The 13,655-nt window shown below is 59.7% G+C and carries 11 protein-coding genes and 1 riboswitch; of the genes, 8 read left to right on the top strand and 3 right to left on the bottom strand.

Features of this window, described 5'->3' with window-relative positions:
* Together RAD10_RS24215 and RAD10_RS24210 are read left to right on the top strand one after the other, a co-directional pair.
* Positions 1–402, top strand: a complete 402-nt coding sequence (locus RAD10_RS24215) for a formyl transferase (protein ID WP_270163009.1) — start codon at positions 1–3, stop codon at positions 400–402.
* A gap of 705 nt (positions 403–1,107) precedes the next feature.
* Positions 1,108–1,196: riboswitch (glycine riboswitch) on the top strand.
* Positions 1,197–1,307: 111 nt separating this feature from the next.
* The gene (locus RAD10_RS24210) at positions 1,308–2,732 is read left to right on the top strand and encodes an L-serine ammonia-lyase (RefSeq protein ID WP_270163007.1); all 1,425 of its coding nucleotides are present in this window, start codon (positions 1,308–1,310) and stop codon (positions 2,730–2,732) included.
* Positions 2,733–2,845: 113 nt separating this feature from the next.
* On the opposite strand, the gene RAD10_RS24205 is transcribed toward RAD10_RS24210, so the two are convergent.
* The gene (locus tag RAD10_RS24205) at positions 2,846–3,745 is read right to left on the bottom strand and encodes a LysR family transcriptional regulator (RefSeq protein WP_270163006.1); all 900 of its coding nucleotides are present in this window, start codon (positions 3,743–3,745) and stop codon (positions 2,846–2,848) included.
* A 224-nt stretch (positions 3,746–3,969) separates the two neighbouring features.
* Between RAD10_RS24205 and RAD10_RS24200 the strand changes: the two genes are divergently transcribed.
* The 3 genes from RAD10_RS24200 to RAD10_RS24190 all read left to right on the top strand — a co-directional run bounded on the left by RAD10_RS24200 (position 3,970) and on the right by RAD10_RS24190 (position 7,838).
* Positions 3,970–4,953, top strand: a complete 984-nt coding sequence (locus RAD10_RS24200; protein ID WP_461619513.1) for an ABC transporter substrate-binding protein — start codon at positions 3,970–3,972, stop codon at positions 4,951–4,953.
* A gap of 56 nt (positions 4,954–5,009) precedes the next feature.
* Complete coding sequence (locus tag RAD10_RS24195) at positions 5,010–6,689, top strand: methyl-accepting chemotaxis protein (RefSeq protein ID WP_270163003.1); 1,680 nt, start codon at positions 5,010–5,012, stop codon at positions 6,687–6,689.
* 183 nt (positions 6,690–6,872) lie between these two features.
* On the top strand, positions 6,873–7,838 hold the full coding sequence (locus tag RAD10_RS24190) for a PDR/VanB family oxidoreductase (protein WP_270163001.1): 966 nt from the start codon (positions 6,873–6,875) through the stop codon (positions 7,836–7,838).
* Positions 7,839–8,017: 179 nt separating this feature from the next.
* Here RAD10_RS24190 and RAD10_RS24185 read toward each other — a convergent pair whose 3' ends face one another.
* A complete protein-coding gene (locus RAD10_RS24185) occupies positions 8,018–9,037 on the bottom strand; it encodes an aromatic ring-hydroxylating dioxygenase subunit alpha (RefSeq protein WP_270163000.1) in 1,020 nt (339 codons plus the stop codon).
* A gap of 209 nt (positions 9,038–9,246) precedes the next feature.
* A complete protein-coding gene (locus RAD10_RS24180; RefSeq protein WP_270162999.1) occupies positions 9,247–9,552 on the bottom strand; it encodes a hypothetical protein in 306 nt (101 codons plus the stop codon).
* A 171-nt stretch (positions 9,553–9,723) separates the two neighbouring features.
* Between RAD10_RS24180 and RAD10_RS24175 the strand changes: the two genes are divergently transcribed.
* The 3 genes from RAD10_RS24175 to RAD10_RS24165 all read left to right on the top strand — a co-directional run bounded on the left by RAD10_RS24175 (position 9,724) and on the right by RAD10_RS24165 (position 13,655).
* Positions 9,724–10,884, top strand: coding sequence for a mandelate racemase/muconate lactonizing enzyme family protein (locus RAD10_RS24175; protein WP_461619512.1), 1,161 nt, complete (start codon positions 9,724–9,726; stop codon positions 10,882–10,884).
* Positions 10,885–10,918: 34 nt separating this feature from the next.
* On the top strand, positions 10,919–12,097 hold the full coding sequence (locus RAD10_RS24170) for a M24 family metallopeptidase (RefSeq protein ID WP_270162997.1): 1,179 nt from the start codon (positions 10,919–10,921) through the stop codon (positions 12,095–12,097).
* A gap of 118 nt (positions 12,098–12,215) precedes the next feature.
* Positions 12,216–13,655, top strand: a complete 1,440-nt coding sequence (locus RAD10_RS24165) for an amidohydrolase family protein (RefSeq protein WP_270162996.1) — start codon at positions 12,216–12,218, stop codon at positions 13,653–13,655.

Below are 13,655 nucleotides of genomic sequence, written 5' to 3'. Positions count from 1 at the left end.
ATGCGCATTCTGCTCATGTCGCATCCCTTCAACAGCCTGACGCAGCGGCTGCATGCCGAGCTCCGCGAGCGCGGCCTCGCGGTTTCGGTCGAGCTCGACATCCATGCCGACACCACACGCGAAAGCGTGAAGCTGCATCAGCCGGATCTCGTCATCGCGTCGTTCCTCAAGCGGGCGGTCCCGGAGGATGTCTGGCGCAGCGTCCGTTGCCTGATCGTCCATCCGGGGCCGCCCGCGATCGTGGACCGGCGGCTCTCGACTGCGCCATTCTGGAGGGCGTCGCAGAGCGGGGCGTCACGGTGTTTCAGGCGGATGGGGAGTTCGACGCCGGACCAATCTGGGCATTCCGGACCTTCCCGATGCGGCGTGCAGCAAAATCCAGCATCTACCGCAACGAGGTGACCGTGCATGCGGTGCAAGCGGTGCTGGAAGCCGTCGCCGTGATCGAGGCAGGGCAGCCGACACCGGTGCCGATGCGGAGCGACGACCCCGGCATCCGCGCGCTCTGCCGGCACGCAGATCGCGGACCGGCAGCACGACACGAGCGAGACCGTCCTGCGCAAGATCAACAGCGCCGACGGCATGCCGGGCCTGATCGACAGCCTGTTCTGGCAGAATGTCCGCCTCTTCGATGCGCACCCAGCGCATGGCGTTTCCGGCCTGCCCAGTCTCCGAGTCCCCGATACCGGCTCCCGATCCCGCCCGCCCGCAGCCCGCTCCATCTCCAGCGCCGCACGGCCGACCCACGTTTAGCCCCATGCCAACGCCGCGTCCTATACCTACACCGCAAGGCACGAGAGTTCAGTCCGGTGGATTCGCTTGAAATCTTCGATATCGCGAGCCAGCACTGTGAGCAGCATTCAATCGAAGTCCTCAGCGAAGTAACTCATCGCTGGCTGTGCACTCCGGATTGACCGACAAGACCAAATGGCTCAATGCAAAGCGCCCCGACCGAAATCCCTCCATCGGCAAGTCAACCCCGTGAACGACCGCACAACAGCAAGACTTCGCATCTTCGCTTCATTGTTGACCCAAGCCGCTTAGTAGAATACTTGAGGAGTGCAGCCACGAATTTGATGTCGTGACTCAGGAGGTCGAGTCCCATAGACGTCGCTTGCGGAAGAGCTCGGCTCCGGCCGACGCCGAAGGAGCAACCGCCCCGGAAACTCTCAGGCAACAAGGACCGCGGGTGAGGGAATAACATCTGGAAAGAGGTGCCTTGGCACCCGCCGACGGGATAATACTCTCAGGCAAATAGACAGATGGGGCGCATTTGAAAATCAATCAACGGATTGAGATGCGCGCCCATGTCCAAGACCGTCGACAAAGTCACCACTGCAGGTTTGCCGCCCGGGCGTTCAGCCGGTCCGATCAGTGTACTCGATCTCTTTACGATCGGGATCGGCCCGTCCAGCTCGCATACCGTTGGACCGATGCGCGCGGCCCATCGATTCATCGAATGCCTGGGCGAAGATCTGTGGCGCTGTCGCTCCGTCGTCGTCGAGCTCTACGGGTCACTGGCGCTGACCGGCAAAGGTCACCGCACCGATATTGCCATTCTGCTGGGACTATCGGGCTGGCTGCCAGAATCCGTTGATCCTGAGGCCATACCCATCATCGCCGGGCTGATCCGATCGCGTTCCGAGGTCATGCTTGGCGGTCGCCATGCGGTTGGCTTCGATGAGAGTAAGCACCTGGCATTCTGCACCGGGGAGTTCCTGCCGGAGCACTCAAATGGCATGAAATTCGCCGCACATTCGGATACGGGAGTCCTGCTTCGCCAAACCTATTACTCCGTCGGCGGCGGCGCGATCGTGTGCGAAGGCGATCAGCCGAGCAACTCCGCCGTTCGAAACGTTGGATGTGAGCCGTACCCATTCACGACAGGGCGTGAACTTCTCGCGATAGGTGAGAGCACCGGCTTGTCGGTTGCTGAAATCGTTGCTGCCAACGAGCTGTCGCATCGGGAAGAGACTGAAACCAGCGCATTCCTGGATAGCGTTCGCGACGCAATGATGCGCTGCATCGAGCGCGGGTGTGTCAACGGGGGTGTTCTGCCCGGTGGCCTGAATGTACCGCGCCGTGCGCCAGGTCTGTTCAGCAAGCTCAAGGCATCGTCGAAGGGGGCGACACACCCATTTCACGTGATGGAGTGGGTCAGCCTTTTTGCTCTCGCGGTCAATGAAGAGAACGCAGCCGGGGGACGCGTCGTCACCGCCCCGACGAATGGAGCTGCCGGCGTCATACCCGCGGTTCTGAAATTTTCCGAGATATTCTTCCCGGATCCAAGCCCGGCAAAAGCCCGCATTTTTCTCCTGACCGCGTCCGCGATCGGTATGCTCTACAAGCGAAACGCTTCGATATCCGCCGCCGAAATGGGTTGCCAAGGCGAGGTTGGCGTAGCTTGCTCCATGGCGGCTGCAGGACTTGTGGCCGTCCTAGGCGGCACGAATCGGCAGATCGAGAACGCGGCCGAAATCGGCATGGAGCATAATCTCGGTCTCACATGTGACCCGATCGGCGGCCTCGTGCAGATCCCGTGCATTGAGCGCAACACAATGGGCGCGATCAAGGCGATCAACGCAACGATGCTCGCGTTGCATGGTGATGGCCGGCATCACGTGTCCCTCGATGCCGTAATTGAAACGATGCGTCAGACCGGAGAGGACATGCGAACCAAGTACAAGGAGACGAGTTTGGGCGGCCTCGCAGTCAATGTGGTCGATTGCTGAAGATGAGACGCATAGAGGTTTCGTTCTTCAACTGTAGCCGTGCGACGCATTCGACGTAATGGCGGCTTGGCCGAGACCCCTGTGTCTACACCTCGCAACCGGGAACTCATCATCTATCGAGAGTTGCTTCTTCGATGGGCAACGTCGAGAATGAGAGTTCGCAGCCATTGCAGCCCGGGATCTCGCTCATGTGAGATGCGCCACTGAAGAACGTCGGTCATGAGGGGGAGGGATATGGGCGCTTCGACCCTTCTGATCGGGAGAGTCGTCGCGGCCCGATCTGCCAGATCTGCGGGAATGAGCGCGAGGAATTGAGTCCCGATAACGGCTTGCGGAAGCAGGGTGAAACTTGGTGCCGTTATCCCGGCCTGCGGCGCGCGGCCAAATTGCTTGAAGAACCAAGTCTCAATGAACGTTGCTCGTTCGCTATAGGCCTGCGCATGACGCATCTCGAGAAACTGCTCGAGCGTCAAGCTATCTCCGACACTCTCGTTTTCCTTCCATACGATACATTCGTAGCTGATCGAGGGGAGGGAAGCGAACGGACAATCTTCCAGCATGAATCGATCCGGGACGATCAGGAAATCGATTTCGGTGCGAAAGAAGCGGGTGCTTGGACCCTGGTAGAATATATTCACCGAGGGGGCGACGGCACGCAACGCGGCAAGGATATCGACGATGAGAGTTGCCCAGACGTAATCCGAGCAGGCGATTGTAAAATTTCGCTCGGACGTCGCCGGGTCAAAAGAGCTGCGTATGGCCAAAAGCTTTTCCGTTTCGGTCAGGATGGCGCGGAGCGGACCCGCCAGTTCCTCTGCCAGAGGTGTGAGAACCATCCGGCGGCCATTACGAACCAGCAATTCGTCCTCGAAATGCTCTCGTAGCCTGGATAGGATTCCGCTGGTCGCTGATTGGCTCAGCAACAATCGCTCGGCCGCCCGCGATATGTTCTGCTGGGTCAAGATGGCGTCCAACGCGACGAGCAGATTCATGTCGAGGTGCCGGAATCGCATGGGTATTCTCTTCGAAGTTTCCACGGTGCGTAGGAAGCTCTTCGCTCCCTTCCCTGGCGAGTGTACCCGATGCGCATCTGCCGGCCCGGGTGTTTTGTGGTTCTCCCGACGAGCAAGTCGCTTGACATTAACCGAATTGTGATCACAATACGAGATCAAAGTACGGCCAAGGGGACCGTTTCTGCGACGGACAAATTGCCCACAGAACCGAAGAGGAGGGACTTATGTCGAAGATGCGTCAGGTTCTTGGGGTTGTTGCGGTCTCGATTGCCGCCTCGTTCTGGACAACGACAGTGCAGGCCCTGGACACCGTGAACGTCAGGTTCAGCTGGAAGCTGAAGGGGGAGTATGGCTTCCTCTACCTGGGTAAAGCGAGGGGCCTCTACGAAAAGAAGGGAATCGAAGTCGTTCTCGGAGAAGGCGCCGGTGCACAGGCAGCTCTCGGAGGTCTTGTACGCGGCAACGAAGACGTCGTGATCGTCCCGGCCATATTCGCGATCTCGGCAATCGGAAAAGGAATGCCGGTCAAACTTGCGGCGATATATCAGGAGCGAGCCCCCTTCGTCCTCATTTCGTGGCCCGACAAGGCCGTGACGACACCCGTGCAGATGGAAGGCAAATCGCTTGCGATCTCCGTCGGAGACCCGGCCACGACCTATCTGGAAGTCTTCTGCGCGATCAACAAGATCAACTGCGACAAGATCAACAAGGTTCAAGTCGATCCGCAGGTGAAATTTCCGCAATTCATGCAAAAGCGCGTCGATCTCATCAGCGTCTATACCAACGTTGATCTGCCCCTCATCGAGGAGCGAAGCGGCACAAAATTCCCTGTGCTGGACATGCCGAAGTTCGGCCTCGCCGTGCCTGGGCTGGCCGTCGTCGTGAGCGACAAGGGAATCGCCGAAAAATCCGAACCGCTCAGGCGCTTCCTCGCAGCGACCGAGGAGGCAATCGAGCTGACAAGGTCAGAGCCGGCGGCAGCGACGGCGGCGCTGAAAGGCGCTTGGAGCGCAGCTCCTTCGGATGAGTTGATCAAGGCGCAAATCGTCGCCACGTCAGCCACCCTGAATTTCGAGAAGAGCCGGCCGGCTGGCTGGATCAGCGACAAGACCATATCGGATGCGTTGAAACTGATCGCCGCAACCGAGAGCGTCGATGTCAGCAAGCCGGTTACAGATTTCTACACCAACGATCTCCTGAAGAAATAGCTCACGCCAAGTGAACGCTCGGGCTCGCAACTCTGCCAACGCGGGACACTGATTGCATGTTCGGATCGCTCCGCATCTCCACCAAGCTCTTGATCGTCGTCTTGTTGTCAATTCTCGGGATGGTCGGCACCGCCGGCATCGGTCTATCAACCCTGAAGGACACCTTGCTCGAAGATAGAAAGGCGAAGGTGAAAGAACTGGTTCTGCTGGCCCGCACCGCGATCGAAGCCGACAACCAAGCCGGGCGCAAAGCCGGCCTGTCAGAATTGGAAGCGCGTGAACGGTCGAGAACGCTGCTTCGCATGCTGCGTTTCGACAAGGACAACGCCTTCTACGCCGCGACCAAACAGGGAATCCTCGAGGTGCATCCCAAGCAAGCCGTCGAGGGCAAGGATATGACGCAAACGAAAGACGCAAACGGCGTCTACTTCTTTCGTGAAGCGGTCGCGGTCGCCGCTCGTGGCGGCGGCTTCGTTACGTTCAGCTTCCCGCGCCCCGGCGGTAGCGACCCGGTGCAAACCCTGACCTATGCCACTGAAGTCCCGATATACGGGTGGGTTCTGACCAGCGCCCTCTATATCGACGATATCGACCAAATCTTCTGGACCGAAGCGCGCCGCCTGGGAGGGATCGTCTTCTTCATCCTCTTGCTCGTGGCCGGAGTATCTCTCCTGATCAGCCGCAACGTGGCCAACCCCATCGCGGCAATGACAACGGCGATGCTCAAGCTCTCGAGCGGGGGAACCGAGGTGACAATCCCCGCTCAGGACAGAAAGGACGAAATCGGCGCAATGGCCAGATCCGTCCAGGTCTTCAAGGAGGGCATGACCGAGACCGTTCGTTTGCGTCACGCTCAGGACGAGCTGAGGCAGCAGAGCGAAGTTGAAAAGAGGCAGTTCATCACCAGGATGGCCGATGAATTCGAAACCGAGGTCAGGAGATCGCTCGATACGCTTGCCAAGGCAGCGCGCGAAATGCACGTCACGTCGCAGCGAATGTCGGCTTCGTCGGAAGAGGCGAGCGAACAGGCGACGACGGTCGCTGCTGCCGCAGAGCAAACCTCGGCCAATGTGCAGACAGTCGCCGCCGCAACGGAGCAGCTTTCCGCGTCGGTTCATGAGATCGGTCGCCAGGTGGATCAATCGACCACGATTGCTTCACAGGCCGTCGATGAAGCCAAACGCACGAATGAAGTCGTGCATGGGTTGTCGGCCGCGGCCCAGAAGATCGGGGATGTGGTGAAATTGATCACCAATATCGCCGGTCAGACCGATCTTCTGGCTCTCAACGCCACCATAGAGGCCGCGCGCGCTGGAGAGGCTGGTAGCGGCTTCGCGGTGGTCGCAAATGAAGTAAAGTCGCTCGCTGGCCAAACAGCGAAGGCAACCGAGGCAATCTCCGCGCAGATACAAGCCATGCAAGGTGCGACGACGGAGGCGGTCGAGGCCATCGAGGGCATCGGTAGCACGATCGTCTCGATCAACCAGATCACGGTGGCGATCGCCTCGGCAATTCAGCAGCAGGGCATTGCGACTGGCCAGATCGCTCGCAACATTCAGGACGCGGCCCGCGGCACGAACCAGGTCTCGGACAACATCGTTCGTGTCAATCGGATGGCAAGCGAAACCGGCGCAGCGGCGCAGCTCGTGTCTCGTTCGGCCGAAGAACTCAGCAAGCGGTCCGCCGGCTTGCTTGTCGACGTTGAACGCCTCGTTGCCGACATTCGAGGCGCATAGGCTCGCCGCCGAGGCCGCGCGGGGCGTTTATACGCAGGACTTGGGCATACTATCGATCAGACCGATAGTTGGTCTCCAGGAAAGCGATTTCCGCGTAGTTCGGGAATTGAATAACATCCAGCCCTTGGCCAGTCATTGCGGCGGTAACCGCTAGTGGCTCATGACACGCGTCGGATTGGAACGATGGTCGATCCAGAACATACGATGGAAGTGAGGATTCGCAGGCTCCATTACGTTGCCCGCGATATCATGAGCATCGAGCTCGAATCCGCGACGTCAAAAGAACTCCCGAGTGCTTCTGCCGGATCGCATGTTGATGTCCATGTCTCCGACAAGTTCGTTCGGCAGTATTCTGTTTGCAATGATCCCTCCCAGTCAGGCTATTACAGACTTGCGATCCTCAACGATCCAGGCTCGAGAGGGGGATCCAGAGCGGTTCACGAGACTTTTCGTGAGGGAATGATCGTCAAGATTGGGCGGCCGCGCAACAATTTCGGGCTCGTTGAAGATGGCGGACGCGCGATCCTCCTGGCGGGGGGAATCGGTATCACTCCGCTTCTCTCGATGGCCTATCGGCTGCAGACGATCGGCAATGATTTCGACTTCCACCTGTGCGTTCGGACCCAGGATCGTGCGCCCTTCCTCGACGAAGTCTCGGCCTCGCCCTTCGCTAGCCGATTTCGGCTGCACGTTGACGATGGGCCGGCGGAGCAGCGATTTCAGCCAGAGCGGGATCTCAACGGAGTATGCTCCAGCACGAGCATCTACATATGTGGACCGAAAGGCTTCATCGACTTTGCCCTTTCGGCGGCGAGAAAAGCTGGCTGCCTCGAGGAGAGGATTCACACCGAAAGCTTCTCCGCGGGCGAGGCGAAGGGCGGGGCATCGTTCACGGTCGTGGCATCGCGCAGCGGCCGACGACTTGTTGTGCCCGGCGACAAATCGATCGCTTCGGTCCTCGAGGAGAATGGAGTCTGCGTCGACCTTTCCTGCGAACAAGGAATATGTGGAACGTGCCTTACGAAGGTCCTCGCGGGCCGACCTGAGCACAGGGATTCCTTTCAGACCGATGCCGAGAAGCAAAGGAACGACAGGATAACGATCTGTTGTTCTCGGTCCTTGTCCGAGGAACTGGTTCTCGACATCTAGCGATGTCCAGATTGCGTGACGCAAAAAAAAGGCCGCCGGTCTGATGCGGCGGCCAAGTCAGGGAGGGGCAGACGCCCGGTCTGCCAGCGGAAAACGATTGACCCTGCTACCTGAGTAGCTTGAGACGCTCAGCGCTCGTCGCTTATTGACTCGCGGTCGGGCGGCCGAACGCTACGCCGTTACGGCTGCTCGGCTTTGAGCTGGGCCTCTACGATCCGCCGTGCTCTGACCGCGGGGCCGTCAGTCTGGAGAAGAACTGGCTTCAGCGACATCAAGTCCTGGGTGTTGATCATGCGCTGCTGAGCCTCGATAACCGGCTTGTCTTCGTCGTCGAAGAGAGCGACGCCGGCCCTTAGCAATTCTTGGCTGAGATCATCTTCGTCCTGGCGGAAATCGCGCGACATAGCCCAGAAATAGTGCGTCGACGTTTCCGTCTCCGGCGTGAGCAGGTGAGACGTGGGAATTGAAATCCCTTCTTCTGCCGGCCTGTTGACGCCCGTCATGCCGACGTCGAGCAGGAGGAGCGACGGGGCGTTCCACCGCATGAAGTTACGATGGTCGCCTCGCTGATCCTTTGGAAAGCCCAGCATCTGAAAATACTTGTTCGGCAGCTGATTGGGGCGCGAGAATTTTGCCCAAACTTCATCGGGTTGCGGTTCCTTTTCCGCCTCGAATTTGGGCGGCCCCTCCGCATTCTTGAACATCGGGTGAAGGTACTGCCCGTGGCTCAAATCGAGCAAATTGTCAGAAACCAGCTGATAATTGGCCTGGACGTGGAGATAGCTGCTGACCGTGCGAAACTTCGGGTTGGTCAAAACGCTGAAGTCCGCGATCAAGGACTCGTCCGCCTTGCTTGCATCCCCCAGCCAGACCCACGCTACGTCATGTTTCTCCACGACCTTGTAGCTCTTGACCTTAGCCGCCCTCGGGATCGCGCCATCGCCATGCGGGTTAAGTGTGCATGCGCCGCTCGGATCGAAGCACAGCCCATGATAGCCGCATTCGACGATGTCGCCTTTGAGCTTTCCGAGGTGCAGCGGGACGAAGCGATGCGGGCACCGATCAGTAAGCGCGGCGATATCGCCAGCTTCCTTGCGGTAGAAGACGATGCTTTCGTTGGCGATCTTTCGTGACAACAAGCTGCGTGTAATTTCACGCGACCATGCTGCGGCATACCAAGTGTTCTGGATGAATGACATCGGCTCCCCTTTGCTCCGTTCTGTTGGACGGCTGTCGGAGGAAGCTCTCACCATTAGAGCGGTTTTAAAAATCAGCATTTCCAATGCGACCTATCGGCATCTCCGATAGTCCGCTGATTGAGCGGGCCCTTCGCCATTCCAGGGAGACCGGGATGCGCCGATGGGCTCAGGCTGCTCGGTCAAGCAGAGGCAGTGTGAGCGACAGCGCTCTAGCGGCCGTCATCCATTTCATAGATGTGCCGCTCGAACCGCTCCACCAGCGTATGCATCACCCGGCGCGCTTGAGCAAACGCCTCTGAGCCGGCTCGCGCCGCCATATCGGCCTCATATGCTGCACGAGAGGGAAATCTGCACTCCCACCTGACGTCGGGTCCATTGCCCTCGCGCAGGACAAGGATCTCACCGGGATCCAGGCCGAGTTCGCGGCGGATGCCGCTTGCCTGGCGGCGCTGTTGGAGCACCGCCGGCGCCTGACCCTGCTTGGCGAAGTAGTTTGTCGCTTCGACGATCGTCAATTTTTCCTCCTCTGACCCGCGGGCAACCGGCGCCTAAGCTAGGCGCAATGCCGGCGCCGCGACACTTGACCGTCGCGATTTATGATCATAAAGTGTGATCACGATCGATGATCTTGCTTTTCGACCCTAACAAACTGAGCGCGAAACCAAAACCAAATAAGGCAGGCCCATTTGCCCACGATCAAATCCGTCGAAACATTGATTGTCCAACTGCCGACCCGGCGAGAGCACAAATGGGCAGGTCTGACTGAGGTGATCGGTCGATACGTCATCGTCAAGATGACTGACAGCGACGGTCGCGTTGGTTGGGGCGAGGCGCCGGCACTCAAGGACTGGGGCGGCGAGTTCGGCCGGTATTTTGGCGAATCCACCTTGATCACGCGCGTCGTGATCGACACCTATCTGGCTCCCGCGATCATCGGCGTCGAGCTCGGTAATATCGCCGAACTGCACGCGCGAATGGACGCAGTGATCAGGGGTTACCCCTATTCCAAGGCTGCCGTCGAGTTCGCCGCCTACGACCTTGCCGGTCGCTGGCTCGATATCCCCGTCAGTGCCCTCCTCGGCGGTAGGGCGCGCGATCGTGTGCCGGTGACACATTCCATCGGCTTGATCTCGATCGAAGAGGCGCGCGTCGAGGTTGCAAGGCTCGTGCAGGAGGGCGTGCGAACCATCAAGGTGAAGATCGGGGTCGATCCGGATCGAGACGTTGCAATGGTCGATGCCGTTCGCGAGGTCGCCGGCAATGCCGTCGAAATCTGCGTGGACGCCAACGAAGGCTACAAGACGCCTGGCGAGGCCGTTCAAGTCGTTCGCAGGATGGAGAAGAATCGGCTGAAATATGTCGAGCAGCCCGTCATGGGCATCGAGCGCATTGCCGAGGTTGGTCGTCGCATCGACGCGCCCGTCATGGCCGACGAGTCGGCCTGGAACGCGCACGATTCGATCCAGATCGTTCGGTCCGGCGGCATCCAAATCGTGTCCATCTATACGACAAAGGCTGGTGGTCTTTACAAGGCCATGGAAGTCGGGGCGGTGTGCCGGGCGGCGGGCATCATCTGCAACGTCAACGGTTCGATCGAGACCGGCATCGGCAATCTTGCCAACGTCCAACTCGCCGCAGCCTCACCCTCCGTGACCCTGTCCTGCGTCATTCCGATTTCGACGCCGGCGGAATTCCAGCACGGTCAGGTGGCCGGCATCTACTACAAGGACGATCTGCTCGTCGAGCCGATGAAGGTCGTCGACGGTGCAATCGTCGTTCCATCCGGGCCGGGAATGGGTATCGAGGTCGACCAGAAGAAAATCGAAAAGTACCGCGTGCGGGATTAAGCGCGCAGCACGAAGTTGAAAAAAGGGAGCAGTCATGCGGGCGGAAATTGTCGCGAAACAAGTCAAGTCAATGTCTCAGCATGGGCTGGATGCCATCATCTGCTCTTCGCCTGAGAATTTCTCGTACACAGCGGGGTTCGTGGTCCCCTCGCAACCGCTCATCCGTCACCGCCATGCAATGACCATCGTCACTGCCGACGGCCGCTCGGCATTATTCGGCGTCGATATGGAGGCGTCGACGATCAAGCGTCGCCAGCCGGACGTGCCGACGCGCATTTGGGCGGAATTCTCGGACGATCCCATGCTTGTGCTCGCCGACCAGCTCGCGGGGCTCGGACTTGCTCAGGCTCGCATTGGACTCGAAATGGATTACCTGCCGGCAGGTGATTTTGCCCGTTTGCTCGCGGCCATGCCGGCCGCGAAGTTCGAGCGCGCCGAGCCGATCCTGGCCCGGCTCCGTCAGATCAAGACTTCGGAGGAGATTGCGCTCTTGCGCAGGCTTTCCCGCATTGCCGACCAGGCCATTACCGACACACTAGCCGTGGTCGACGAGGGCAATTCCGAAATGGACATCGCCGGGCACTTGACGCGCAATGTCTATACTCTGGGCGCCGATCACTTCAAGCTGATGATCGTGGCGACCGGCGAGCGCAGCGTCTTGCCGAACGTCGGCCCGTCGGAGCGCATCTTGAAGCGTGGAGACGTCTGCCGCGTGGAGATTTTCTCGGTCATCGACGGTTATCAGGCCGGCGTTTGCCGCACGGCGATCGTCGGCGAGGCGCCGCCCATGGCCGAGAAGATCTGGGCGCATCTGGTCGAATGCAAATACGAGATCATGGAGAAGGTGAAGCCGGGTGCGAGCTGTCGCAGCATCTACGATGCGTTCATTACGAAGCTCGCCAAGCTCGGTCTGCCGCCGATCTCGTTCGTGGGTCACGGCATCGGCCTGCACCTGCACGAAGATCCCTATCTCGGACTGACGCCGGTGCTAGGCAAGCCGGGCAACGACGCGCCGCTCGAGGAGAACATGGTGCTCGGTTTCGAACCGCTTTGTTACGACACCGGCCATGGCTTCGGCATGCAGAACAAGGATATGCTGCTGGTGACCGCCAATGGGTCGGAACTGCTTTCCGACTACGCCGACACCGACCGGCTGATTCCCGTGGGTACGGCCAAGAGGAGCGGGGCTGTGCGCAGGGCTGCCGTCGCTTGACGGTGGCTCCAAGGGGACGAGCTGTTTCGCTCGTTTGAAGATCGCTCGACATCGCCCGGCGTCCCGGCGCGGTGCGCCGGCGGGGCGATCGTGATGGCAGAGTAGTGGGTGAAGAGGCATGCGCACGCTGATCAAGGACTTGAACTTTGCTTTTACGGTCGACGAGAACGACACGGTTGTGCGCAACGCGAGCCTCGTCGTCGAAGACGACCGTATCGCGGATATCGGTCAAGCCGATGACGTGGCCGCGCGGCAAAAGAAGGTCGGTTTCGACAAGGTGATCGATGGCAAGATGCTCGGTGTCTGCCCGGGCTTCGTCGACAGCCACGTTCATCTTTCGGAGACGCTGTCGCGCGCGGTCTTTCCGGATAATCTCAATACCCGCGCCTGGGTGTTCCACTGGGCTAAGCCGTTTTACGCTCACATCACCGAAGAAGACGAATATTGGGGCGCGCTGTTGGGCATCACTGAGATGCTGCGCTGTGGCACCACTTGTTTTCTTGACATGGGCTCGCAATACGATCCCGGCATCGTCATTCGCGCGATGGAAAAGGTCGGCATTCGCGGCATCACCGGGCGGCACGCGGCCGACAATCCTCCGCCTGAGCTCCCCCGCGGCTGGACCAAGGAAATGGTGGATCATCATTTCTTCCCGAACGCCCAAGCGGCACTCAAGGTGCTCGAGGATTGTGTCGTCCGCTACAACGGAGCCCTCGACGGCCGTGCACGTTGCTGGGTCAATATCGAGGGCAAGGAGCCGTGTAGCCTCGAACTCCACGTTGGAGCGGTGAAATTGGCCGAGAGGCTTGGCGTCGGCACCACCTACCATCTCGCGACCTCGATCGAGGAGGCAAAGGTCTGCGAGAGGAAATATGGCTGCTGGCCCATCACCCGCATCGATCGGGCCGGGGGCATCGGAAAGAACCTGGTGATCGCCCACGGCGCGGCCGTTTCCGACGAAGAGGTCCGTCTTCTCGCCGAACGTGGCGCCAGCGTCGCCTTCTGCCCATGCTCGTCATTCAAGCTGGGGAAGGGAGCAACCGCGATCGGAAAATATCCAGAGATGGTGAAGGCCGGTGTTAAAGTCGGCCTCGGCACCGATGGCGTGTCGGCCGCCGGCAACATGAACCTCATGCGGCAAATGCTGCTCGTCGCCGGCATGTTCAAGGACGCCCGCCTGCAACCGGACATCTTCACCGCACGACAAGCACTGCGCGCCGCGACCATCGAAGGTGCAAAGGCGTTGATGTGGGACGACGAGATCGGTTCGCTGGAAATCGGCAAGAAGGCCGATTTCGTCCTCTTCGACCTGGACCACGTCGAATGGACGCCGTTCTACGACCCACTGCAGGCTCTGGTATTCTCCGCATCGACCGCTTCGATCGTGCAAACCTGGGTTGACGGGAAGCCGTCATATGTCGACGGCAAGGTGCAGGGAGTCGACGAGGCGCAGATTCGGCGCAAAGCCCGGCAACTCGCCGCGGCGGCGGTAGAGCGCGCTGGTCTGCATGACGAAGCGGTCGAGACGACCACGACTCTTTACGACGTTGGCAATTGA

The organism is Bradyrhizobium sp. 23AC (assembly GCF_054863025.1).
This window is presented reverse-complemented; position numbering and strand designations above follow the sequence as displayed.